At 60.8% G+C, this 24,021-nt stretch carries 21 protein-coding genes; 11 read left to right on the forward strand and 10 right to left on the reverse strand.

Going from position 1 to position 24,021, the window contains the following annotated elements; translation table 11 throughout:
- Positions 1-7 precede the first annotated feature (7 nt).
- Positions 8-949 (reverse strand): LysR family transcriptional regulator, encoded by a 942-nt coding sequence (locus ABZE94_RS05325; RefSeq protein ID WP_372874489.1) that lies wholly within the window; start codon positions 947-949, stop codon positions 8-10.
- A 223-nt stretch (positions 950-1,172) separates the two neighbouring features.
- On the opposite strand from ABZE94_RS05325, the gene ABZE94_RS05330 reads away from it, so the two are divergent.
- A complete protein-coding gene (locus tag ABZE94_RS05330; protein WP_372874490.1) occupies positions 1,173-2,354 on the forward strand; it encodes a fumarylacetoacetate hydrolase family protein in 1,182 nt (393 codons plus the stop codon).
- Here the strand turns inward: ABZE94_RS05330 and ABZE94_RS05335 are convergent.
- Positions 2,351-3,280 carry a LysR family transcriptional regulator gene (locus tag ABZE94_RS05335; protein ID WP_372874491.1) on the reverse strand — a complete coding sequence of 310 codons (930 nt, stop codon included), beginning with the start codon at positions 3,278-3,280 and terminating at the stop codon, positions 2,351-2,353. The genes ABZE94_RS05330 and ABZE94_RS05335 overlap by 4 nt on opposite strands.
- A 126-nt stretch (positions 3,281-3,406) precedes the next feature.
- On the opposite strand from ABZE94_RS05335, the gene araD1 reads away from it, so the two are divergent.
- The 3 genes from araD1 (at position 3,407) to ABZE94_RS05350 (ending at position 7,650) form a co-directional block, all read left to right on the forward strand.
- Entirely contained in the window at positions 3,407-4,402 is a 996-nt protein-coding gene (gene araD1 / locus ABZE94_RS05340) for an AraD1 family protein (RefSeq protein WP_372874492.1), read from the forward strand.
- A gap of 170 nt (positions 4,403-4,572) precedes the next feature.
- Positions 4,573-6,156, forward strand: a complete 1,584-nt coding sequence (locus ABZE94_RS05345) for an aldehyde dehydrogenase (NADP(+)) (RefSeq protein WP_372874493.1) — start codon at positions 4,573-4,575, stop codon at positions 6,154-6,156.
- Between the two features lie 306 nt (positions 6,157-6,462).
- Positions 6,463-7,650, forward strand: coding sequence for an OprD family porin (locus tag ABZE94_RS05350; RefSeq protein WP_372874508.1), 1,188 nt, complete (start codon positions 6,463-6,465; stop codon positions 7,648-7,650).
- A 471-nt stretch (positions 7,651-8,121) separates the two neighbouring features.
- Here ABZE94_RS05350 and ABZE94_RS05355 read toward each other — a convergent pair whose 3' ends face one another.
- The 4 genes from ABZE94_RS05355 to dctP all read right to left on the reverse strand — a co-directional run bounded on the left by ABZE94_RS05355 (position 8,122) and on the right by dctP (position 12,895).
- Positions 8,122-9,858: an IlvD/Edd family dehydratase gene (locus ABZE94_RS05355; RefSeq protein WP_372874494.1), complete on the reverse strand. Its 1,737-nt coding sequence runs from the start codon at positions 9,856-9,858 to the stop codon at positions 8,122-8,124.
- Between the two features lie 61 nt (positions 9,859-9,919).
- The gene (locus ABZE94_RS05360) at positions 9,920-11,221 is read right to left on the reverse strand and encodes a TRAP transporter large permease subunit (protein WP_318946609.1); all 1,302 of its coding nucleotides are present in this window, start codon (positions 11,219-11,221) and stop codon (positions 9,920-9,922) included.
- 15 nt (positions 11,222-11,236) lie between these two features.
- Positions 11,237-11,791 (reverse strand): TRAP transporter small permease subunit, encoded by a 555-nt coding sequence (locus ABZE94_RS05365; protein WP_372874495.1) that lies wholly within the window; start codon positions 11,789-11,791, stop codon positions 11,237-11,239.
- Between the two features lie 78 nt (positions 11,792-11,869).
- Entirely contained in the window at positions 11,870-12,895 is a 1,026-nt protein-coding gene (gene dctP / locus ABZE94_RS05370; RefSeq protein ID WP_372874496.1) for a TRAP transporter substrate-binding protein DctP, read from the reverse strand.
- Between the two features lie 194 nt (positions 12,896-13,089).
- Here dctP and ABZE94_RS05375 point away from each other — a divergent pair, with 194 nt between their 5' ends.
- The gene (locus ABZE94_RS05375) at positions 13,090-14,064 is read left to right on the forward strand and encodes a LysR substrate-binding domain-containing protein (RefSeq protein WP_372874497.1); all 975 of its coding nucleotides are present in this window, start codon (positions 13,090-13,092) and stop codon (positions 14,062-14,064) included.
- Between the two features lie 380 nt (positions 14,065-14,444).
- Here the strand turns inward: ABZE94_RS05375 and ABZE94_RS05380 are convergent, their stop codons facing one another.
- Positions 14,445-15,314 carry a LysR substrate-binding domain-containing protein gene (locus tag ABZE94_RS05380; protein WP_372874498.1) on the reverse strand — a complete coding sequence of 290 codons (870 nt, stop codon included), beginning with the start codon at positions 15,312-15,314 and terminating at the stop codon, positions 14,445-14,447.
- 129 nt (positions 15,315-15,443) lie between these two features.
- On the opposite strand from ABZE94_RS05380, the gene ABZE94_RS05385 reads away from it, so the two are divergent.
- Positions 15,444-16,058 carry a DUF1989 domain-containing protein gene (locus tag ABZE94_RS05385; RefSeq protein ID WP_372874499.1) on the forward strand — a complete coding sequence of 205 codons (615 nt, stop codon included), beginning with the start codon at positions 15,444-15,446 and terminating at the stop codon, positions 16,056-16,058.
- An 86-nt stretch (positions 16,059-16,144) separates the two neighbouring features.
- The gene (locus ABZE94_RS05390) at positions 16,145-17,086 is read left to right on the forward strand and encodes a LysR substrate-binding domain-containing protein (protein WP_372874500.1); all 942 of its coding nucleotides are present in this window, start codon (positions 16,145-16,147) and stop codon (positions 17,084-17,086) included.
- Here ABZE94_RS05390 and ABZE94_RS05395 read toward each other — a convergent pair.
- Together ABZE94_RS05395 and ABZE94_RS05400 are read right to left on the reverse strand one after the other, a co-directional pair.
- Entirely contained in the window at positions 17,076-18,431 is a 1,356-nt protein-coding gene (locus tag ABZE94_RS05395) for an amidase family protein (protein ID WP_372874501.1), read from the reverse strand. The genes ABZE94_RS05390 and ABZE94_RS05395 overlap by 11 nt on opposite strands.
- A 33-nt stretch (positions 18,432-18,464) precedes the next feature.
- Positions 18,465-19,133 (reverse strand): FMN-dependent NADH-azoreductase, encoded by a 669-nt coding sequence (locus ABZE94_RS05400; RefSeq protein WP_372874502.1) that lies wholly within the window; start codon positions 19,131-19,133, stop codon positions 18,465-18,467.
- Positions 19,134-19,464: 331 nt separating this feature from the next.
- Between ABZE94_RS05400 and ABZE94_RS05405 the strand changes: the two genes are divergently transcribed.
- The 3 genes from ABZE94_RS05405 (at position 19,465) to ABZE94_RS05415 (ending at position 22,359) form a co-directional block, all read left to right on the forward strand.
- Positions 19,465-20,895 carry a cytosine permease gene (locus ABZE94_RS05405; protein ID WP_372874503.1) on the forward strand — a complete coding sequence of 477 codons (1,431 nt, stop codon included), beginning with the start codon at positions 19,465-19,467 and terminating at the stop codon, positions 20,893-20,895.
- A 47-nt stretch (positions 20,896-20,942) separates the two neighbouring features.
- Complete coding sequence (locus ABZE94_RS05410; protein ID WP_372874504.1) at positions 20,943-21,494, forward strand: VOC family protein; 552 nt, start codon at positions 20,943-20,945, stop codon at positions 21,492-21,494.
- 85 nt (positions 21,495-21,579) lie between these two features.
- Positions 21,580-22,359: a creatininase gene (locus ABZE94_RS05415; RefSeq protein WP_372874505.1), complete on the forward strand. Its 780-nt coding sequence runs from the start codon at positions 21,580-21,582 to the stop codon at positions 22,357-22,359.
- A gap of 382 nt (positions 22,360-22,741) precedes the next feature.
- On the opposite strand, the gene ABZE94_RS05420 is transcribed toward ABZE94_RS05415, so the two are convergent.
- Positions 22,742-23,146 carry a RidA family protein gene (locus ABZE94_RS05420; RefSeq protein ID WP_372874506.1) on the reverse strand — a complete coding sequence of 135 codons (405 nt, stop codon included), beginning with the start codon at positions 23,144-23,146 and terminating at the stop codon, positions 22,742-22,744.
- Between the two features lie 144 nt (positions 23,147-23,290).
- Here ABZE94_RS05420 and ABZE94_RS05425 point away from each other — a divergent pair.
- A partial coding sequence (locus tag ABZE94_RS05425; protein WP_372874507.1) for a LysR family transcriptional regulator occupies positions 23,291-24,021 on the forward strand: 731 nt, incomplete at its 3' end.

The raw sequence follows: 24,021 nt of genomic DNA on the forward strand, positions 1-24,021 counted from the left end.
CGGGCCACTAATCCTGTGACCGGCCGGCGAGGAGGATGTCGATGAGGTCCTGGGCGTTGGACGAGGGTGTTTCGTGCTTGCGCGTGAGGATGCCGAAGCGCAGCGGTTGGGTGACCAGGGGCGTCGACAGCACGCAGAGGCGGCCCTGCTCGACCTGCTGGCGGGCAATGGATTCCGGCAGTAGGGCTAAGGTCTGACTGTGTTGCAGCAGGTGTAGGGTGGTCTGCACCGAGGTGGTTTCGATGATGTTGCTGGGTGGGCTGATCTCCAGCTGGCTGAGCAGTTGTTCGAGCATCTGTCGCATCGGCGTGTCCAGCGGGTACAGCACCCAGGGCCACTGGGTCAGCTCCACGGGTGGGATGTCGCGCCGTTCGCTCAGCGGGTGGGTGCGATTGGCCACCAGCCAGAAGGGCTCTTCGGCCAGTGCTTGAAAGTCGAATCGTTGCTGCTGGCGAACCTGGGTGAAGCGGCCGACCACCAGGTCCAGTTGCTTGTGCTCGAGCATCTGCAGCAGCTGGTCGCTGGTTTGTTCGACCAGCTCGATCACCAGCAGTGGTCTTCTGCGTTTGATCTCGGCCAGCGCCTCGGGCAGCGCTACGGCAGTAGCGGCGAAGATCGCGCCGATCTTGACATAGCCATGCCCACCCTTGCGCAAGGTGTCGAGTTGATGAATGAAACGCTGGGAATCATTCAGTGTGCTCTCCGCGTATTGGATGACTACCAGGCCTAGCTCGCTAGGCAGCAACTCGCGCGGCAGGCGTTCGAACAAAGAGAAGCCGAACAGCTCTTCTATGTCGCGCAGCATCTTGCTCACGGCTGGCTGGCTGAGGCCCATCTGTTCAGCTGTGGTGTGCATGTTGGCGGTGCGCGCGAGCGTCGTGATCAGTACCAAATGGCGGAACTTCAGCCAGTTTTTCAGCGCTGGTAGGTTGCTCGAATCGCCACTCATGAGTGACCAACATTCGAGAGGAGTGATAACGAAGTCATATCGGCCCTTGAGGAAATGTCATTAGAAGCCTGGCGCGGAGGATGCCTAAAGTCGCATCCGTCGCGCCGCCATACAAGCCTGCAACGTGTCATAGCCTACTGCAGCGGGCTCGGTTTGCCGTACAGGATTCCCCTGTGTGAACCGATGGCGGCATTTGCTTCCTCACATCAAGGTACAACCCCAGATGCCCAGCCCGTTGATGCTCACTCCTGAAAATACCCTTCCTGCCGATGGTCTGCAGGGCACCCTGATCGGTCGCGCCTGGATCCCCGGCGATATCCCCGGGCCATCGCCGGTGCTGCTGCGCGAGGACGGCGTGTACGACCTGGCAGAGCTGGCGCCCACCCTCGCCGGCCTGTTGGAACTGCCTGCTCTATTGGATCACCTGCGTAAGTCCCAGGGGCGGCGCATTGCCAGTGTCGCCGAGCTGCTGGGCAACAGTGGCAGCGTGCGCAATCCGGCGCTGCCGAGCCTGCTGGCACCGGCCGATCTGCAGGTGATCAAGGCCGCCGGAGTGACCTTTGCCGCTAGCATGCTCGAGCGGGTGATCGAGGAGCGCGCCGGCGGCGATCCGCATGCGGCCGAGGCTATCCGCGAACAGGTACGCGCGGTGATAGGCGACAACCTGGCCAGCATCGAGCCGGGTTCGGACAACGCGCTGCGGCTCAAGGCGCTGCTGATCGAGCAGGGCCTGTGGTCGCAGTATCTGGAAGTGGGTATCGGGCCGGATGCCGAAATCTTCACCAAGGCCCCGGTGCTGGCGGCGGTTGGCAGCGGTGCGGAGATCGGTATCCATCCTGGTTCGGCATGGAACAATCCGGAGCCGGAAGTGGTGTTGGTGGTCAACAGCCACGGTGTGGTACTCGGGGCGACACTCGGCAACGACGTCAATCTGCGCGACTTCGAGGGCCGTAGCGCCTTGCTGCTGAGCAAGGCCAAGGACAACAACGGCTCTTGTGCCATCGGTCCGTTCATTCGCCTGTTCGACGAGGGCTTCAACCTCGACGATGTGCGCCAGTGCGTGGTCGAGTTGCGTGTTGAGGGCGAGGACGGTTTCGTCCTCGGCGGCAGCAGTTCGATGGCTCAGATCAGCCGTGACCCGCTGGACCTGGTGGCACAGACGTTGAATCGCAACCACCAGTACCCGGATGGATTTCTGCTGTTCCTCGGCACCCTGTTCGCTCCCACCGCGGACCGCGAACAACCGGGCGGCGGCTTTACCCACAAGCTGCGCGACCGGGTTAGCATCAGCAGCGCCAAGCTGGGTGCACTGCACAACCGGGTCAACCACAGCGACGCGGTGGCACCCTGGACCTTCGGCCTGCTCGACCTGCTCAACAACCTCAGTGCGCGGCGCCTGCTCTAGGGGTTATTTTCCCGCTGCAGCTCTTCCAGCAGCAACTGCGCCGGGTGCGACAGCGGGTTACCGTGGCGTGCGATCACCCCGTAGGGCTCGCTGCGCGAACGCAGCTGCAGCGGTAGGCGACGGATCATGCCGAAGTCTTCGCTGAACTGCGCCACCTCGCGCGGCATCAACGCCACCAGCCCCGGGTCTTGTTGCAGCAGGCTGAGCATGGTGAAGGTAGAGGCGGTCTCCAGCGGGTAGCGCGGGAACTCCAGGCCGGCTTGGCTGAATTCGCGTTCCAGCAGCAGGCGCATCGGCATATTGGCCGGGTAAATCACCCAGCGATAATCGCTTAGATCCGCCAGCTCCAGCTGCTCGGCGCCGACCAGCGGATGCTCGGGGTGGGCTACCAGTACCAGCTGTTCCTCATGCAGGCTCAGGCAGTCGTAGGCGTCCGGTCTGCGGCTGACGCTGCTGCGGCAGATGGCCAGGTCCAGACGACCCTGGTCGATCAGGCTGAGCAGGCGCGCGCTGGTGTCTTCGACTATCTCGACCGACAGTTCCGGCTGCTTTTCACGTAGCCGCGTCAGCGCGCGCATCAGCAGCGGTACGGCCCCCATTATCAGGCCCACTGACAGGCGTCCGCCGTGACCCTGGATGATGCCGATCATCTCTTCGCGCAAGTGCGCCAGGTCGCTGTGGATCAGTCGTGCATAGCGGATCACGCAGCGGCCCAGGTCGTTCGGCGTCAGGCCCTGGCTGGTGCGGGTAAACAGGCTGGCGCCAAAGGTGGTTTCGATCTCGTGCAGTGCCTTGGTCGCACCGGGCTGGCTGATCGCCACCTGCTCGGCGGCACGGTGCAGGGAACCCTGCTCGTCGAGGGCAATGAGCAGGCGCAATTGCTTCAGGCGCAGGCGCGAGACGATGGAGGGCAGGGACGAGATCATGGGGATGACTAAAAGTTATCGCTCAATCAGAAGCTTTCATTAGGCAGCATCGCCGAGGGTTTTTAAAGTGGCCGTCATCGATTTCCGCTCCAGACGCGGTCACTACAACAGCAGGAGCCCCTGGCCATGCGATTGATTCAATTCGAGAACGAACAAGGTCAGCGCCACGTCGGCGTGGTCAGCGGCGAGCGCATCGAGGTGGTCCGCGATGCCCGTAGCACCCGCGAGCTGGCCCTGGCGGCGATCCGCAACCAACGTAGCCTGCAGGCCCAGGTCGAGGTCCAGGGCAGTGACGCCGGTCCGCTGTATCGCGATCTGCTCAACGAAGGGCGCGTGCTGGCGCCGCTCGATCACGCCGACCCGGCTCATTGCCTGGTCAGCGGTACCGGTCTGACCCACCTGGGCAGCGCCTCGACCCGCGACAAGATGCACCAGCAGAGCGAGCAGGAAGAAACCAAGCTGACCGACACCATGCAGATGTTCCGTTGGGGCATGCAGGGCGGTCGGCCGCAGCCTGGAACGCCTGGTGCTCAGCCGGAATGGTTCTACAAGGGCGACGGCAGCATTGTGGTGCGTCCCGGCGCGGATTTTCCGGTACCGGACTTCGCCGAAGATTTCGGCGAGGAGCCGGAGCTGACCGGGCTCTACGTGATCGGTGACGACGGCATGCCCTATCGGGTCGGCTTCGCCCTCGGCAACGAGTTCTCCGACCATGTGACCGAGCGCAAGAATTATCTCTACCTGGCCCATTCCAAATTGCGCTTCTGTTCCTTCGGCCCCGAGTTGCGCCTGGGCGAGCTGCCGGGTCACCTGGCCGGCACCAGCCGCATTCGCCGTGGCGACACGGTGCTGTGGGAGAAGGAGTTTCTTTCCGGCGAGGAGAACATGTGTCACAGCCTGGAGAACCTCGAATACCACCACTTCAAGTACGCCCAGTTCCTCCGTCCGGGCGATGTCCATGTGCATTTCTTCGGCACCGCCACCTTGTCGTTCGCCGACGGGGTCAAGGCGCAGCCGGGGGACCGCTTCGAGATCAGCCTGGACGCCTTCGGCGAGCCGCTGCGCAACGGTATCCAGGTGAACCCGCCGGGCTTCGTCGCCGGTGCAGTCAAGTCGCTCTGAGATAACCATCCAGGAGCGCCAGGATGGCGCTTTCAAGCCACGGGACTGGCGACTCGCCGCGTTTTCACAAGAGGCGCGTCCGAGATCCCTACCATTCGCGGGCCTAAGGCCCACCGCTTCGCCGCGTTGCGGTCGAAGCGCCCTGAACCCACAAGGTCAAGGAGTCGTACATGCCCGAGATTCTCGGTCACAACTACATCGCCGGCGGTCGCAGTGCCGCCGGCTCCATTTCCCTGCAGAGCTTCGACGCCCAAAGTGGCGAGGCGCTGCCGTTCAGTTTCGTCCAGGCCACGATTGACGAAGTGAATGCTGCCGCCGAAGCCGCGGCGGCAGCCTACCCGAGCTACCGCAACGTGCCGGCGGCTAAGCGTGCCGAGTTTCTCGAGGCCTGCGCCGCCGAGATCGATGCATTGGGTGATGACTTCGTCGCCCTGGTTTGCCGTGAAACCGCATTGCCGGCCGGACGTATCCAGGGCGAGCGCGGGCGCACCAGCAACCAGATGCGCCTGTTCGCCCAAGTGCTGCGCCGCGGCGATTTTTATGGCGCGCGCATCGACCCGGCTCTGCCCGAGCGCCAGCCGTTGCCGCGCGCGGATTTGCGCCAGTACCGCATCGGCGTCGGCCCGGTCGCGGTGTTCGGCGCCAGCAACTTCCCGTTGGCGTTCTCCACCGCTGGCGGGGACACGGCTGCGGCGCTGGCAGCCGGTTGCCCGGTGGTATTCAAGGCACACAGCGGTCACATGGCCACGGCTGAATGCGTGGCCGACGCGATCATCCGCGCCGCGCAGAAGACCGGCATGCCGGTCGGCGTATTCAACATGATCTATGGTGGCGGGGTCGGCGAATGGCTGGTCAAGCATCCGGCGATCCAGGCGGTCGGCTTCACCGGCTCGCTGAGAGGCGGTCGTGCGCTGTGCGACATGGCCGCGGCGCGACCGCAGCCGATCCCGGTATTTGCCGAGATGTCGAGCATCAACCCGGTGTTGCTGCTGCCCGATGCATTGAAGGCGCGCGGTGCACAGATTGCCGCCGAGCTGACCGGCTCGGTGCTGCTCGGTTGCGGCCAGTTCTGCACCAGCCCTGGGTTGGTGCTCGGTGTCGGCTCCCCCGAGTTCACTGCCTTCCTCGAGACCTTTGCCGCCCGCATGAGCGATCAGCCGGCGCAGACCATGCTCAATGCCGGCACCCTGCAGAGCTACGTCAGTGGTCTTGAGCGGCTGCGCGAGCACCCCGGTATCCGCCACTTGGCCGGTGCCGAGCAAGCCGGCAATCAGGCTCGCCCTCAGCTATTCAAAGCGGATGTGCGGTTACTGCTGGAAGGCGACGAGTTGCTCCAGGAAGAAGTCTTCGGCCCCACCACGGTGGTCGTGGAAGTCGCCGACAGGGCCGAGCTGCTGCGTGCGCTGCACGGCCTGCATGGCCAGCTCACTGCCACCCTGATCGCCGACGCCGCGGACCTGGACAGCTGCACCGATTTGCTCGCGCTGCTCGAACAGAAGGCCGGGCGCCTGCTGCTCAATGGCTACCCGACCGGCGTCGAGGTGTGCGACTCGATGGTGCATGGCGGCCCCTATCCGGCCACCTCCGATGCTCGCGGCACCTCGGTGGGCACCCTGGCGATCGATCGTTTCCTGCGTCCGGTGTGCTACCAGAACTGCCCGGATGCCCTGTTGCCGCCCGCCCTGCAGAACGCCAATCCGCTGGGGATTCGCCGGCTGGTGGATGGCACCTCAACCAGTACCGCTCTGGGTTGAGCCGAGCTTGACCACGCCTTTGGTGCTGCTCCGGCTTGCCGGCGCCGCCGGAGGCGCCTGAGATTCGCCAGCCCGAGCAGGGAAGCAGTCGGGAGCAACCGCATTTTGCCTGGCCGATGGGCCGGGTAAAACGCCGCCGTGGTCGGCGGTACCTCACGCCGCAGCGTGTCCGGGCATTCCTGTTTTGGGGGTGAAGTGTCCGGCGGCTGTGGCCATCCAACAATAATTAGAGAACAACAATCGATGATCGCTCGTAATCGCAGTGCAACCTGGCTGTTCAGCTGTACCGCTTTCTCGCTCGCCGGAATGTCACCCATGTTGGCCGTGGCCGACGGTTTCGCCGACGATGCCAAGGTCAACCTGGGCCTGCGCAACTTCTATATCAACCGCAACTTCGTCGATCCGGCCTACCCGCAAGGCAAGGGCGAGGAGTGGGCGCAGAGCTTCATCCTCGATGCTCGCTCCGGTTTCACCCCTGGCCCGGTCGGTTTCGGCGTCGATGTGCTGGGCATGTACGCGGTCAAGTTGGATGGAGGGCGAGGCACCCGCAACACGGGAATGTTGCCGATTCACGATGGCAACCACCCGGCCGACGACTTCGGTCGCCTCGGCGTGGCCGCCAAGGCCAAGCTGTCCAGCACCGAGCTGAAGGTCGGCGAGTGGATGCCGGTGCTGCCGATCCTGCGTGCCGACGACGGCCGCGCACTGCCGCAGACTTTCGAGGGTGCCCAGCTCACCTCCAGCGAGATCGCCGGCCTGAGCCTCTACGGCGGCCAGTTCCGCGGCAACAGCGAGCGCAATGACGCCAGCATGGAAGACATGAAGTTCGGCGGCGCCGAGTCGGATCGCTTCAACTTCGCCGGCGGTGAATACAAGTTCAACCAGGCCCGCACCCTGGTCGGCCTCTGGCACGCCGAACTGAAGGACATCTACAACCAGCAGTACATCAATCTGGTACACAACCAGCCCATCGGGGATTGGACCCTGGGCGCCAACCTCGGCTACTTCGTCGGCGGCGAAGACGGCAGCGAGTTGGCCGGCGAACTGGACAACAAGGTCTACTCGGGGCTGTTTTCGGCCAAGACCGGCGCGCATGCTTTCTACGTCGGCCTGCAGAAACTCAGCGGCGACGACAAGTGGATGCGGGTCAACGGCACCAGCGGTGGCAGCTTGGCCAACGACAGCTACAACGCCAGCTACGACAACGCCCGGGAGCGTTCCTGGCAGGTGCGTTACGACTACAACTTCGCCAGCGTCGGCATCCCCGGCCTGACCCTGATGAACCGCTACATCAGCGGCGACAACGTGCACACCGGCGCCATCACCGACGGCAAGGAATGGGGCCGTGAAACCGAACTGGCCTACGTGGTGCAAAGCGGGGCTCTGAAGAGCCTGTCGATGAAATGGCGCAACAACACCATTCGTCGTGACTTCAGCAGCAACGAGTTCGACGAGAATCGCCTGATTTTCAACTATCCGCTGTCGCTGCTCTGAGGCTTATTCCATCGTTGTACTCCACGTGTGTTAAACCCTTTAGCCCGTCCATGTGACGGGTTTTTTTCGTCCCGAGTTTGCACGGGGCAGCGGAGGGTTGTCGGGAAAGCGTCGGGGGGCCAACTGTCGCGAGATCATGGCTGGGCCATCGCTTTAAGCGGCTGCGCGGCTGGCGACGAGTCGTCGCTGCAGGGCAAGTCAGCCGTGGTGTTGTCTGTGGCAGGCTGCCGGGCGCCGCGGCAAGCCAACCGGCACAGATGCGCCTGCCGAGGTCGGGCGAAAGGGCGAGAGCGGTAATCGATGGGCGCGACGCTATCGGTCGGCAGGCATAGCGCTACAGGGGGGTAGGGCGACTCGACCTCGGCCGAGGTCGGTGGCACGCCGTGCAACGTAGTGAGAGGCGATTGGCTGGTCGGGCGAAGGCGGGCGAGGCGGGAGGCCCGGCGCGCATGGCGCGCGCCGGGCAGGTTTTCAGTGCGAGTGACGCGGCACTTCGGAACCCCGGCAGCCGACCAGGAAGTCGAAATCGCAGCCCTGGTCGGCCTGCAGCACGTGGTCGACGTAGAGGCGACGATAGCCGCCGTCCCACAGCAGCCCCTGCGGTTGCTGCCAGGTTGCCAGGCGCGCCTGCAGCTCCGCCTCGGGGATGTCCAGGTGCAGGCGTCCGGCGGCGCAGTCGAGCTCGATGAAATCGCCGTTCTGCACCACCGCCAGCGGGCCACCGGCTGCAGCCTCGGGGGCCACGTGTAGGACCACGGTGCCGTAGGCGGTGCCGCTCATGCGTGCATCGGAGATGCGCACCATGTCGGTGATGCCCTTGGCCAGCACCTTGGGCGGCAGGCCCATGTTGCCGACCTCGGCCATGCCCGGGTAACCCTTGGGTCCGCAGTTCTTCAACACCAGCACGCAGGTCTCGTCGACGTCCAGTTCCGGGTCGTTGATCCGCGCTTTGTAGTCGTCGAAGTTCTCGAACACCACCGCCCGACCACGGTGCTGCATCAGTTCCGGGCTGGCCGCCGAGGGTTTCAGGACGGCGCCCTTGGGTGCCAGGTTGCCACGTAGCACGCTGATGCCGCCGTCGGCGCGCAGTGGGTTGTCGAGCTGACGTATCACCTCGTCGTCGCCGTAGATGGGGGCATCCACGCAATTGTCCCACAGGCTGTTGCCGTTGGCGGTCAGCGCCTGCGGGTTGGGTAACAGCCCCTTCTCGCCCAGACGGCGGATCACCGCGGGCAGGCCGCCGGCATAGTAGAACTCTTCCATCAGGAAGCGCCCGGAGGGCTGCAGGTCGACGATGGTCGGGGTACCGCGGCCGACGCGGGTCCAGTCGTCCAGTTCCAGCTCGACACCCATGCGACCGGCGATGGCCTTGAGGTGGATCACCGCATTGGTCGAGCCGCCGATGGCGGCATTCACCCGAATGGCGTTCTCGAACGCTTCGCGAGTGAGCAACTTGGACAGGCGCAGGTCTTCGCGGACCATTTCGACGATGCGCATACCCGACATGTGGGCAAGCACATAGCGACGTGAATCGACCGCCGGAATCGCCGCGTTATGCGGCAGCGAGGTGCCCAGCGCTTCGGCCATGCAGGCCATGGTCGAGGCCGTGCCCATGGTGTTGCAGGTGCCTGCCGAACGCGACATGCCAGCTTCGGCGGCCATGAAGTCGTGGATCGAGATCTTGCCGGCCTTGACCTCTTCGCTGAGCTGCCAGACCACGGTGCCGGAGCCGATGTCCTTGCCCTTGTGCTTGCCGTTGAGCATCGGCCCGCCAGTGACCACGATGGTCGGCACGTCGCAGCTGGCCGCGCCCATCAGCAGCGCCGGGGTGGTCTTGTCGCAACCGACCAGCAGCACCACGGCGTCGATCGGGTTGCCGCGAATCGCCTCTTCAACATCCATGCTCGCCAGGTTACGGGTGAGCATGGCGGTGGGGCGCAGATTGGACTCGCCACTGGAGAACACCGGAAACTCCACCGGAAAACCGCCGGCCTCGAGCACGCCCTGCTTGACGTGTTCGGCGATCTTGCGGAAATGCGCGTTGCAGGGCGTGAGCTCGGACCAGGTGTTGCAGATGCCGATGATCGGTTTGCCCTGAAATTCGTGGTCCGGGATGCCCTGGTTTTTCATCCAGCTGCGGTACATGAAGCCGTTCTTGTCGGCGGTGCCGAACCACTGGGCGGAGCGAAGCGGACGTTTGTCAGACATGATGAGGACCTATTAAGCAGCGGGAAGCCGCCAGGGGCTCCCGGATTGATCGGAGTAGGGGTCACAGCAGCCAGGTGGAGATGGCCGGGAAGTACACCAGCAGGCCGAGCACGCACAGCTGGATGATGATGAAGGGCACCATCGACCTGAAGATGTCGGTGAGACTGATGTCCGGGGGCGCCACGCTTTTCAGGTAGAAGGCCGCAGGGCCAAAGGGCGGCGAGATGTATGACACCTGCATGCTCACGGCAAAGAGAATGCCGAACCACACCGGGTCGTAGCCCAGCTCCACGACGATGGGCACGAAGATCGGCAGGCAGAGCATGGCGATGCCGATCCAGTCGAGGATCATGCCCAGCACCAGGAAGATCAGCATCATCACCAGGATGATGATGAAGGGCGCCACGTCCAACCCGGTGATTGCCGAGGAGACGAAGCGGTTGCCGCCCATCAGGTTGTAGACCCCCACCAGGCAGGCTGCACCGATACCGATCCAGACGATCATGCCGCAGGTTTCAAGGGTTTGGGTCAGGCTGCCCTGGAGCAATTTGATATTGAACTCGCCGCGCACCAGCACCGCCAAAAGCACGCCAAGCGCGCCCATGGCCGCCGCTTCGGTGACCGAGGCGATGCCGCCGTAGATGCTGCCAAGCACCAGCCCGGCAATGGCCACCGGGTAGAACATGCCCTTGAATGCTTCGCCGATCGTCAGGCGCGGGGTGTGCGCGTCCTGTTCGAGGTGGGCGCCGCCCATCTGCGGATAACGCGTGCACATCGCCACCACGTAGAGCATGTAGCAGCCCATCAGCAGGAAGGCCGGCATTATCGCGGCCTTGAACAGGTCGGCGATCGATACGCTGGCGATCAGGCCGTAGATGATCAGCACGATGGACGGCGGCACCATGGTACCGAGCGAACCGCCAGCGCAAACCACGCCGATGGCGATGCGCTTGTCATATCCCAGGCGCAGCATTTGCGGCAGGGCAAGCACCCCGAGCAGGACAATTTCTCCGCCGATAATCCCGGAGATGGCGGCCAGGAAGAACGCCACTACCAGGGTCTGTACCGCCACCCCGCCGGGCAGACGGCCGGCGAAGAAACGCATCGAGTTGAACAGGTCGCGGGCCAGGCCGGAGCGATCGAGCAGTCCGGCCATGAAGACGAACATGGGCACCGCGACCAGCGAGTATTCGGTGATGAAGCCGAACAGGCGGCTGGCCACCAGTGGCACGGCCATGGGGCCGAACCAGCCCAGGGTAAAGATGGCCGCCACCAGGCCGGTAACGTAGGCCAGCGGCAGACCGAGTATCAGCAGGCCGAAGATGGCGAAGATCATCAGATAGGTTGCGATTTCAATGCTCATGGCACGGGTTCCAGGTCATTGGTTGTTGCGCCAGTGCCGGCAGATGCGGACGAACTGCTGCAGCGCCATGATGGCGATAGAGATCAGGATGATGATCTTGGTGAAGGCCGGTAGCGGCTGGTTCCAGGACGAACCAGAGGTTTCCAGGCGCCAGCTGCCATCCGGTGCATGGGTGGCGTTGAAGGCCAGTACCCAGGCGGCGTAGCCAATGGCCAGGCAGAACAGGATGCCCAGTACCAGGTTCAGTAACTCCAGCCAGGAACGCTTTCGCGGCGAGAGGCGATCGAGCAGGATGCGGATCTGGATGTGCCGGTTGGTGGCCAGGGCGTAAGGCCCGCCCAGGGCGAAGATCGCCGCAACCAGAAAGGTGGTGGTTTCGTGGGCCCAGTCGGTTGGCGCGTTGAAACCGTAGCGCATGATCACTTCGTAGACGCTGACCAGCATGGCCAGGAATACCAGCCAGGCAGCGGTCTGGCCGACATGTCGGACCAGGCGATCGAGTGAATTGGTACTGGGCGGTGGCGCGGTGACGCCGAGATGATCATCGCTTGAGGGTTGAGAAAATTTCACGGGGGAACTCCTCGGCAGCCCCGGCACGAGGCGCCGGAACTGCATACTTCGGGATGCGCTAGGGACGAGCGTGAGGGGTCAGAGCAGGTCCTTGCTCTGCAGGTAGGCCTGGATCGATTCGACGGCTTCCTTGGCCTCGGGGCTGCGGTCGCGCCAGTCGCTCCACTCCGAACGGGCAATCTGGCGGAATTTCTTCAGCTCTTCGTCGGGTAGGGTGGTTAAGGTCACGTCGCCTTTCTGCTTGGCGACGGCGACTTGTTCCTCATCCTTCGTCTGCAGGTCGCCGATCAGTGTCTCCGTGAAGCTGTCCACCGACTCTTCCAGTACGCGCTGCTGCTCCTCGCTCAGTCCATCCCAGATGGTCTTGTTGATGGAGATGTCCTTCATCGGCATCGAGTGAAAGCCCGGGTACACGGCGAAGGGGGCGTATTTGTGGTAGCCCTGCTGGTAGTTGGTGGCAAACACCGTGTAGTCGGCGGCATCGATCACCCCCTTCTCCAGGCCGGTGTACACCTCAGAGGTGGGCAAATTGACCGGCGCGGCGCCCACCAGCTTGAAGATGTTCGAGACCATGCCCTCGGGGGCCCGGATCTTGATGCCTTTGAAGTCTTCCAGCTTTTCGATGGGGCGCTTAGTGATCAGCGATTCGACGCCGACCGCACCGGCGCGAATCAGGTGCACGTTATAGGGCTCGACCAGCCGGTTGTAGCCGTCTTCACCGCCGTTGCGCATGAAGTCGAGGAAGGTGGACGTATCGTTCCACGCGCCGACCATGTTGCCGTAGACGGCGAAGGCCGCATTCTTGCCGGAGAAATAGCCGGGGTCGGTGATGTGGCCCTGGATGATGCCGGCGCCGACAGCGTCCAGCGTCTCGTTGTTGCCGACGATGGTGCCAGTCGGCATGACCTCGATCATGATCTCGCCCTGGGTCTTGTCGGCGACGCTCTTGGCCCATTGCTGGGCGATGCGGTATTCGTCGTCACCGGCATTGACGTTGATCTGGAACTTCCATTGTTCTTTCGCGAAGGTGTTGCCGGATCCCAGGATCAAAGCCAAAGCCGCTATTTGCACGCCCAGGCGGTGGGATGATGTAGTGAGTTTCATGGTGCCTCTCCAATTATTTTTATCAGGGCATTTTAGCGATGCGGCCCTGTTCAGGCCGCTATCCGAAAACAGGCGAGCCCACCTTGGGGCGGCGACGCATGTAATTCTTAGGTCGAAGAGTAGACATACGAGTCATCATCAACAAATATGTATTTGTGCCTCATCAATATACAAATGGATATGTCATAACACCTATGAAGCCTCTCAATAGCAGTTGGTTTGTCCGCGCCCGCTTGAAAAGTCGACATATTCCGCTGCTGGTGGCGCTGGGCGACACCTGTAACCTCAACCGCGCTGCCGAAGGCCTGGGGATTTCCCAGCCGGCCATCTCGAAACTGCTCAAGGAACTGGAGGATGGCCTGGAGGTGCCATTGTTCGAGCGACATGCCCGCGGCGTAGTGCCGAACCTATATGGCGAGGCGATGATCCGCCATGCGCGGCGCATCCAGACCAGCCTCGAGAGTGCCTTCGATGAAGTCAGTGCCTTACGCGGCGGGCAGCGCGGACATGTGCGCATCGGCACCATCCTCACGCCTTGTGCAGACCTGCTCCCGGAAATGACCCGGCGGGTCAAGCAGAGCCATCCGAACCTGGAGTTGAGTATCCGAACGGGATCGAGCCTCGACCTTATGGCAACCCTCAATGACGGCGAGTTGGACTTTCTGGTCGCGCGCTTCTTTGCCGACAGCGGTCAGTCCGGTATGCGCTTCGAGCCCTTGTACAAGGAACCCTTGTGCGTCTGTGCGAGGGCAGGGCAGATCAAGCATGTGTTGTCGCGGGAGGAGCTGCACGCTGCCGACTGGGTCTTGCCGCCTTCGGGCAGCGTGCTGCGGCATGAGTTCGACGGGCTGTTCCAACAAGTCGGCATGCTGCCGCCGAGCAAGGTGGTCAATGCCGAAAACCTGTTGATGGTGACCACCCTGCTGGAGCAGAACGACATGCTCACGGTGCTGCCGCGGGAAGTGGTGGCGCACTACGCACGTTACGGCATGCTGGCTATCGCCGAGGTGGAGGCAGGGGTCGAGAATGACCTCAACCGGAACCTGATGGCCTACGGAATTATCACCAAGAATGAAGAACTGTTATCCCCAGCTGCCAGGAATGTGCTGGCTTTGCTGCGCGAGAGTGCGCAGCTGTTGTCGGCGGGCAATGGCACCGCAATCAGTTAGAGCGCACTCCAAGTCAACAGTTTGATCAATAGCACAGGCACACCGCAAAGCGCGCTCGTGCATAGCCTGCAGATGTTTTGGCCTGAGGCCATAGGTGAGGGCGGAGAAGCAATCGATAGCTGCGCTGCAGGGGCCGCTTCCGGCCCAGGCTGTGTAAAAACGCAGCAAGCTATGGCAATCAACCTCTGAGTGATTTTCTTCGTATCAGGAGGCCGTGGGAGGCTTAATCAGAAGCAACCAGTGATTCTGGTTGTTATGGAAGGAATCGAGGCAGATGGATAGGCTCTTGATCGGGCCCACAGCGGCTTGAGCCGTATGCGGTGAAAGTCGCACGTACGGTTCTTGGGGGGCTAGGCCCGCAATGGCCTGAGGGTACCCGACTAAAGGTGTTGTCTGAGGTAATGCGAAAATTCGCGCGCCAGTTGTGAGGGTTCTTCCTGCGTGGGGAGCAGTAGCGCGATTTCGTATTTGATCGCAGGAGAGAAGGGCTTCAGGACGAGACTCCCGGTGAAAGGCAGGCTGACCACCGGATCGACGATCCCGACGCCCATGCCGCAGCAGACCAGCTCGCAAGCCGTCGAGAGAAACTCGGTCTCGGCCACCACGTTCCAGGATGACCCGTACGCCGAAAAAGCCATGGCCAACTGCTGGTAGATTGGGTCGCCCTTGAACAGCGAAACGAAGGGTACGCCATCAAGATCCGCTGGGGTGATCACATCCAGTTCGGCGAGGGGATGACCGATCGGCACCATGCACTGGCATTCGTACGAAATGACCTCCATGTTCGCTGTCGGGTAGTCGAGGGGCAGCTCGGCAATGGCCAGGTCGAATTGCTGCGTTGTCATCAACTCTCGAACAGATTGCGAGCTTCGAGTGATGATCTTGAGCTCAAGCCCCGGACGCTCTTTTGCGAACTCGGCCATCAATCGTGGCAGCAGGTTGATCGAGATACTGGCGTAAGCGGCAATCGCAAGATGGCCGCGCTTTCCCGTTCTGATTTCCTTGGCGATGCGATGGGTTTTCTCCACCGCCTCCAGCGCACGTTCAGCCTCGACGAAAAACAACCGGGCTTCGGGGGTGGGTTGCAGGCGACCGCCTTTGCGCACGAACAGCTTAAGGCCAGTCTCATGTTCCAGGTTGGCAATGGAGCTGCTGATGGCTGGCTGAGAAATACTCAACAGCTCTGCAGCGCGGGTCATAGTGCCGTGGATCATCAAGGTTCTAAAGCACTCGAGCTGCCGGATTCGCATGGGTCTCTCTATAGATTTAGCTTATACAGAGGCCACTTTATATTATTGGTTTGAGGTTTACTGCTGTGTTTTCCTTGACTGCAGGTACCCGGCTCGCCGGCCATCAGCCTTGTAGAAGAGAATCAAGCCATGAATGCAGTTACTTCGATTCACCCCGGTGAACTAGTCCGCCTGCCTGCCCGACGTGGTGTTGCGATCCGGTTGAAACAGGGACAAACCATCAAGCTCGTCAATACGCATGGCAAGCAGGTTGTAGACACTTGGGCGTTCAACCCGCAAGACCTCTGCGAAACCATGTCGATGGAGCACAGTCGTCCCTTCTGGTTAAAACTCAACCCATGCAAGGGTGACAGCCTCGTCACCAACAAACGCCGCAAAATCCTGACGCTCACTGAGGACACCACGCCCGGTGTGCACGACACGCTGGTCGCCGCCTGCGATCCGACTCGTTACGTGCAGTTGGGGGTTGTCGGTCATCACGACAGTTGCAAGGAGAACCTCTTCCGAGCCCTGGACGCGGTCGGCCTGGTCACTCCGGAAACACCGAGTCCCTTGAATCTTTTCATGAACGTTCCGGTTCATCCGGACGGGCGCATCGAGTTCGCGGTGCCGGTGAGTGAACCCGGGCAGTACGTCTGCCTTAAAGCGGAAATGGACGCTATTGTGGTCTTCTCTGCCTGTCCTCAGGACATCACTGCCGTCAACGGGATGCGGCCCCAGGATGTTCACTACTGCATCATCTGATGCCAAGCCACACCTGCTATTGGGCGTTGCCTGCCGGCAGGACACTGAATCCGCCGCAAGCACCGTCGGATGTCCGGGAGAAATCCATGCGCAAAATACCACCACTGAATTCCGTGCGAACGTTTGAGGCGGTAGCACGTCACCAGAGTTTTTCTGCGGCTGCGAACGAGCTATCCGTGACGGTCGCCGCGGTCAGTCATCAGGTCCGGCAACTGGAAGACGGGTTGGGGCAAAAGCTTCTGGAAAGGGGCCGCACGGTGACCCTCACGCCCGCTGGCAGAGCGATCTATCCGCTGTTGCGAGACGGCTTTGACCAGATTGCCCAGGCGTTCGCCCTGATCGGTGCGCCAAAGGAGGGGGACGCCATTCAGGTTTCCACCACGCGCGCGTTCGCGGAACGATGGCTCATGCCGCGCCTGGCAAAATTCAACGCGATCTATCCGAACATCGTGGTTTCGATTCATGCCTCGGAGAAAGTCGTGGATCTGCGTTCCGAAACCGTCGATCTGGCGATTCGATATGGTCCGGTCGATGCTGATGTGCGGGGGGCGGTGTTGTTCGAGGATCGCTACATCGCGGTAGCGGACAAAAGCATCTGTCCTGTCGACCGCGTCGCAACGATCAATGACTTTCATACTCGCTCGCTGCTGGCGTTCAAATGGAAGAATCAAGCGCTCGAAGTGCCCTCGTGGTCAGCCTGGCTGGCCCGGGTTGAACACGATACATCCCGGGATTTCCGCATCTCCTGGTACAGCGAAGAAACCCTGGCGCTGCATGCGGTAGAGCGGGGATTAGGGCCGCTTCTGTGCAGCAATGTATTGATTGACGATGAGCTTCGCTCTGGACGGATGCGTCGAGTGGAAGGTCCAACCTTGTCAGGTTTCACCTATCACCTGATAGAGGACAACAGTTCCAGACCACGCCACAGCCTTTCGTTGTTCAGAGACTGGCTTCTGAGCGAGGCCACGTCATTCAGGGAAAACGCCCTGAATGACGTGGAAGGACATCGGTTGGCACTTACTTCCTGAGATCCGCTGTGCACAGGGTCGTTTCTATCGCCAGGCATGCACCGAGCAGTTGATCATCGCGACCCTGGGTCGTCGAAAACAGGGCCGACGTTGCCAGCCCGAAGCTGTCCTTGCCGGACGGGATCGCCACCCCCGGCATATCCAGCAGGCTTCCAATCATGGTGAGTGACAAGGTCTCGAGATTGACGGCGGCAAAAAGCGCGTCGTCATTCAACAGTGGCGCCATTGGCGGCGCGACATGCTTGACCGCTGGCATGACCAGAATGGCGCCGTCGAGCTCACGCTCGATGGCGGACATAAGGTCCAGGCGCAGATGTCGCATCCTGGTTTCGGTAGCCGGGTCGATATCCTTGGCTGAACGCAGACGAGCACGCACGCGCCTGTCCATACGGTGCCCCTCAGGACCTTCCACTATCGGTGCCAAGAGGTGCCAGGCCTCTATAGCCCCCAACCAACCCGTGCGAGCAATGAGTTCACGTGTGCGGGCGACTGCGACAACCGGCCGACGCTCAACCTGCGCACCGGCTGCACGCAACCGCTCCATCATCCAGATAAGGTTCTGTTGCACCGCGGGTTGCAATGTGGGCTCAGACATCACTCCGTCGTCGACGACAAAGCGTAAACCTGACAGATTGGCGGCTTCGATGGCCGCATCGTTGCAACCTCGCATCGCCGCGTCCAGCGCAACGCAATCCGCCACGGTATGGGCGAAAGGACCGAGGCTATCAAGCGTTATGGCCAGCGGGTGGACACCTTCCATGCTGTAACGGCCCGTGGACGCCTTGTATCCGACCAGCCCATTGAACGCGGCTGGAATGCGAATCGAACCCGCGGTGTCAGTGCCGATGGCGCAGGTGACTATGCCTCGTTGAACCGCGATGGCCGAGCCGGAAGAAGAACCTCCAGGAACGCGGCTTTCGTCGACCTCGACGGCGCAGGTCGGCGTTCCGAAATGAGGATTCAGGCCCAGGCCGGAATAGGCAAACTCAGTGAGGTTGGTTTTACCCATCGGGATCATCCCCCGCGCCGTGAGGGCTGCGATCACTGCCGCATCCTCGACCGCCATCGGAGCATCGATCCGGGTAATGGAACCTGCGGTTGTGCGGCTGCCGGCAACATCCAGCAGATCCTTGACCGCGTAGGGAATACCGTCGAAAGGGCTCAACGGAACCCCTTGCAGCCATCGCCGGGTCGACGCTTTCGCGTCCTCGATGGCGCGTTGTTCAGGTACGGAAATGAATACGTACTCCGAATCTCTGGCCGCCGCCAATGCTGACTTGATCAGCTCATCGGGTGTCGTAAGGCCTTGTCTCAATCGCTCGGCGGTTTGCAGCAGGGTGATCATGATTTCTCCCATTCTGGCGGCGGTACGGGGCAGTCAAACCAGCGAAAGTTGGCGTTGCCGCTCTTCGATCAGCTGCCTGGCCAGGACTGGAACGGCATCGAAAGCATCGGCAATGGAGGCTTCATGGCGCGCGTCGGCGAATTCCTGGTAGTCGATGGAGATGACGTGGGTTTCATTCACGCCAAGGTAGTGCGCGCAGGTTTGAATGTGAGTGTCGAGGTGGTTCATGTTTTCGCGAACGCCACCAGGGCCAAATCCGAATTCACCTCGTGACGATAAAATGACCAGCTTCTTGCCACCCATGATGGGTTCCAGGGGGTAGTCGCCCCGGTCCAGATCGAAGGTGAACGTCTTGCCGATACGAATCACGTTGTCGAACCAGGACTTGAGGGAGGCCGGCATCCCGTAGTTGTACATCGGGGTACCGATAACGATGACGTCGGCGCGATCGATCTCATCGATCAGTTCGTCCGAGAGCCGGATCTCCTCGCGCTTTTCGGGCGTCATCTGCTCGTCGGGCGTAAAAACTGCGGCAATCCAGGCTTCCGTCACGAAAGGGGGAGGGTTGCCCCCAACGTCACGGGTAATCACTTGCGTATTGTCATCTCGCTCAACCCAGGCCTCGACAAATGCCTGGGACAATTTACGGCTCAGGGAACGATCAGAGCGTGCGCTGGCGTCAATATGAAGAAGTGTGGTCATGTGGAACTTCCTTTAAGTCTGAGGCGGAATTACCTCGCGACTGAAACAAGTTGGCCACGACCAGTGAGGGTTCGACTATTGACATTTATTTGAGTGGCGTCAAATAAAACTCAACAAGCGAGTTCTATTTTTTTGGACGGGATTGAACCTCCTTTTGTTTTGGGATTGCATTGGCTGCTGCATGTTCTGGCGACCTGTGCAATTGAGCAAAACTTGATGCGGTAATTTTTCTAAAGGACCGTTTAGTTATTATCAATTACGTAAACATTCAGACCTCGCTTTAATGACTCGGGGCGATTCACGTGGTCGCCGGTCAGCGAGGAGAACAACAATGTCAATGCGTCGCGAATCTGAAAAAAGTTTAATTAACGAGGCCAATTATGATGCGCTGGGCATTGAGCCCGTGCCCGATAGCCATCGCACTTCAACGCCGCTGGACCAGTTCTGGATCTGGGCGGGAGCCAATGTGGCGCCGATCAATTGGGTGTTGGGCGCAATCGGTATCCAGCTGGGTTTGAGCTTGATCGAGACTCTGCTGGTTATTGTGGTTGGCAACCTGTTCGGTGCCGGCTTGTTCGGTGCCATCTGCATCATGGGCCACCGCACGGGGGTGCCGCAAATGGTGCTTTCCCGACTGGCGTTCGGTCGCCGCGGTGCCTATCTGCCGACCATCATGCAAGTGCTGATGCCAATGGGGTGGGTGGCCATCAACACCTGGATAGTCCTGGACCTTGCGGTGGCTGCGCTGGATAGAATGGGTATCAGCGGTGGCATGGAGCTCAAGTACGGTATCGCCTTGGTCGTCATGCTGATCCAGGTTGGCATCGCGGCCTGGGGCTTCAACGCCATCAAGTGCTTCGAGCGCTATACCATGCCGGTGATTCTGCTGATCATGGTGGTAATGACCGTGCTGGCGTTCACCCATGTGAACATCCAGTGGCAAACCTCGACCACCGAGGGCATCGGCAAGCTGTCGGCCATGAGCAGCCTGATGACGGCAATCGGCATCGGCTGGGGTATTTCGTGGCTGGTCTACGCCTCGGATTACACCCGTTTCACCCAGAGCAAACTGTCTGACGGCCAGGTCTTCCGCTCGACCTTTCTCGGCATGTTCCTGCCCACCGTCTGGCTAGCCTTTCTGGGTGCAGCAATTGCGTCCGCAGGTGCGGGTTCTGACCCCGCGCAACTGATCATTGCGGTGTTTGGCACGATGGCGCTGCCGGTACTGCTGGTGCTGTTGCATGGCCCAGTCGCCACCAACATCGTGGTCATCTACTCGGCAGCACTGGCAACGCTGTCATTGGATCTGCGAGTGCCACGCTGGGTTGTTTCGACGATCTCGGGCGTGGTGGCGCTGTTCATGCTCTATCTGTTCCTGCAGTCAGGCGAGTTTGTGCATGCCTTTGAAAACCTGATGGTCTTTTTCGTGGTGTGGATCAGCCCGTGGGCAGGAATCACGCTGGTCGATTTCTTCTTTATTCGGCGTGGTCAAGTCGACCTGAAGTCACTGTACTGCCATCACTCGACAAGTGCCTGCACTGACGTGAACTGGAGAGGCGTATTGGCACTTGCAATTGGAGTGCTGGCGGCATGGTTGTTTCAGGTCGGCACAATAACATCACTACAAGGGCCCATTGCGATGGCGCTGGGCGGGATTGATTTGTCCTGGCTGGCCGGGCTTGGTGTGGGTGGCGGTATTTATTACTTGTTGCACCGCTCGCGGCAAACAGAAGTTATCAGCTCATCGGTGATGGCTAAGTGAGATTTTTAGTGTTGTAACGATTCAATCATTAATGAGGTAAATGAGAGATGTCTCATCTTGAACAAACTAATGTGCTGACGGCGTTGAACGCTGGCGCTGAAATTGATGCGTTCCTGGGTAATGTCGTGGAGATTGCGATCGTTACTCGCGATCACAGGCGCACCATGGATGGCTTGCTCAAACTTGGGATCGGCCCGTGGCGGGTGTACACCTTTAGCCCGGAAAACACCCAAAACCAGACTTACCATGGTGAACCGGCCGAATTTGTACTGAAAGTCTGCTTTGCACAGTCCGGCAACATGGTGTGGGAGTTGATGGAGCCTGTTTCCGGGCCGACGATTTTTGCCGACTTCCTGAACAAACATGGTGAAGGCATCCAGCACGTCGCCTACGACTGTAACAACATCCCGTTTGAGGATCGAATCACTGAACTGACGCGGCGTGGTTTCAAGTGCGTGCAGTCCGGGTCCTGGATGGGGGTGAATCATTTCGCGTTCTTCGGCACCGAGGCGGACACCACCACGGTATTTGAGACCTATGCGTTTCCTTCCGACTGGGATTACCCGGAGCCCGAGGCGTGGTATCCGGCGCGCGCATAAACCTGCGCGGCATCGTCTCAGCGCCGATCGCATGCCTGGCGCTGAGGCACTCGCCGCTTCGAAACGACACCAGGAGTACAACCGCATGAACAATATACGGATGGATAACATCAGTTGGGTCGACTACGAACGCCGCGTGCAATCAGGCGCCGTGGTCTTTCTGCCCATCGGCGCGACTGAACAGCACGGCCCCCACCTGCCTCTGGGCACCGACGCATTGCTGGCCAGCGCCATCAGTGAAGATGTCGCCAGGGCAATCGATGGCGTCGTCGCTCCGGCGCTGTCCTATGGCTACAAATCCCAGCCAAAATGTGGAGGAGGGCAGCACTTCTGCGGAACGACTAGCGTGGATGGCGCCACCCTGATCGCCATGGTTCGGGATGCCGTGCGTGAGTTTCATCGTCATGGCGTGAAGCGCCTGGTGCTGGTGATCGGGCACTACGAAAACCAGTGGTTTGTGACCGAAGGCATCGAGTTGGCCATACGCGATATCGGCCCTAATGCCGGTCTGGAAGTCATGCGCCTTGAGCACTGGGAGTTCGTTAGACCACAGACACTCGACAAGATATTCCCGAACGGCTTTCCGGGAATCGCACTGGAACACGCAGCGGTCATCGAAACGTCGATGATGCTGCACTATCACCCGCAGTTGGTTTCCCTGGACAAGATTCCTGATCACGGGGCGGCTGAGTTCCCGGTTTACGATATGTACCCAGCCCGGGTCGACTGGGTACCTGCCAGTGGCGTGCTGTCATCTGCAATGGATTCCAGCGCTGATAAGGGAAAACTCTTAGTGACAGATATCATCAGCGCAATCGTCCAGGCTGTCCGGTTCGAGTTCAGGCTCGAGATAGCAGAGAGGTAACACTCGATACGCCAGTACTCTGTCGATTTTGCTTTCGGCATATGAATTGGCTCTCAAGGAAGACGGCGCGTAGCTTGGTCTGCCTCTGAGAAATTCACCGGTCGCGATCGCCGGCGCCTCAAGTGTCGCCACAAAAGCGCAGCAATCAGAGGCTGTGAAAATATTTACGCCGTCGCGGACGTTTTTGGCGATCCGTAGGGTGTCACTCGCCGCAGGCAGTGCACTGTAGTTCAGCGGCGCGGCATAAAGCTGGCGGGTTGTCGCTGCGCTCCGAAGCCGTCCTACCTCCTAACAGATCGCCGCCCGAGCAGACTGCCGAATTTGAAGCGGCCGCAGTAGGCGGGAGTTTTTTCACACGCTCTCAGTTCTGCCGCGGGTCAAATCAGCTGCTGGTGGTTTCCGGCAGCTTGGCGATCACCTTGATCTCGAACTGGAAACCATAGAGCCAGGTTACGCCAACGCCGGTTAATGTCGGGTGCGGCGCGTTACCCCAGAACTCCGGGACAACCTTCCAGATCGTTTCGAACTTCGACTCGGGATCGACGATGAAGATGGTTACGTCAATCACATCATCAAAGGTGCAACCGGCCGCACCCAGGATCGCGTTCAGATTGTTGAACGCGGTTCGCACCTGCACCTCCAGGTCGGGTTCGGGCGAGCCGTCTTCATTGCTACCGACTTGCCCCGAGACGAACAGAAAGCCGTTGGAGCGGATCGCCGGCGAATAGCGATTGCGCTCATAGAGCGCCTGGCGTCCGGGCGGGAAAACGACGTCACGCTTTGTCATATGTACCTCCATCAAGGGGTCGAGGCCGACCCGAAAAACTAACCATGAAGAGACTTTAAGGCGTTGTGCTTGGCCGATAAACGAGCAACTCTGGCTATCACTGTTTGTAGAATCCAAACAATCCAGTCGATAGTGGGATAGAAAATGGACCGTTTCGATGCGATGCAGGCATTTGCCCGGGTGGTGGAAGCGGGCAGCTTCACCAAAGCGGCCGAAACGCTGCATATGAGCAAAACCAGCGTGACGCAGCTGGTGCAGCAGCTGGAGGCACGGTTGCGCGTCAAATTACTCAACCGCACCACACGCAAGGTCAATCTGACTGCTGACGGCGCTGTCTACTACGAGCGCGTGTTAAGGCTGCTGGACGACCTGGACGATGCCGAGACCAGCCTGTCCAGCGCCTCAGCGGTGCCCAGAGGCCGGCTGCGGGTGGATGTGCCCAGCCCGCTGGCCAGAATCATTTTGCTGCCGGCATTGCCGACGTTTCACGCTCGATACCCCGACATCCAGATCGATATGGGCGTAAGCGACCGCATCGTCGATCTGATTGGCGAGAAGGTGGATTGTGTTGTGCGCGGTGGCGAACTCACGGATCAGTCGCTGATGGCGCGACATGTCGGCGACCTGCAGCTGGGCGTTTATGCGGCGCCGAGCTACCTGCAACGCCTCGGTACGCCCGCGCACCCGCGAGAGCTGGAAGATTCGCATCATCGCATCGTCGGCTTCCTCTGGGCGCGCACCGGCAAAGCCCTGCCGTATGCCATGCACAGCAACGGTGAGAGCATCCACATCCAGGGTCGCTACGTGCTGGCGGTCGACGATGGCAATGCCTACCTCGCGGCCGGCCTGGCCGGCATGGGAGTTCTCTGGCTGCC

Origin of the sequence: Pseudomonas sp. (assembly GCF_041601375.1) — a bacterium.
Classification (GTDB): domain Bacteria; phylum Pseudomonadota; class Gammaproteobacteria; order Pseudomonadales; family Pseudomonadaceae; genus Aquipseudomonas.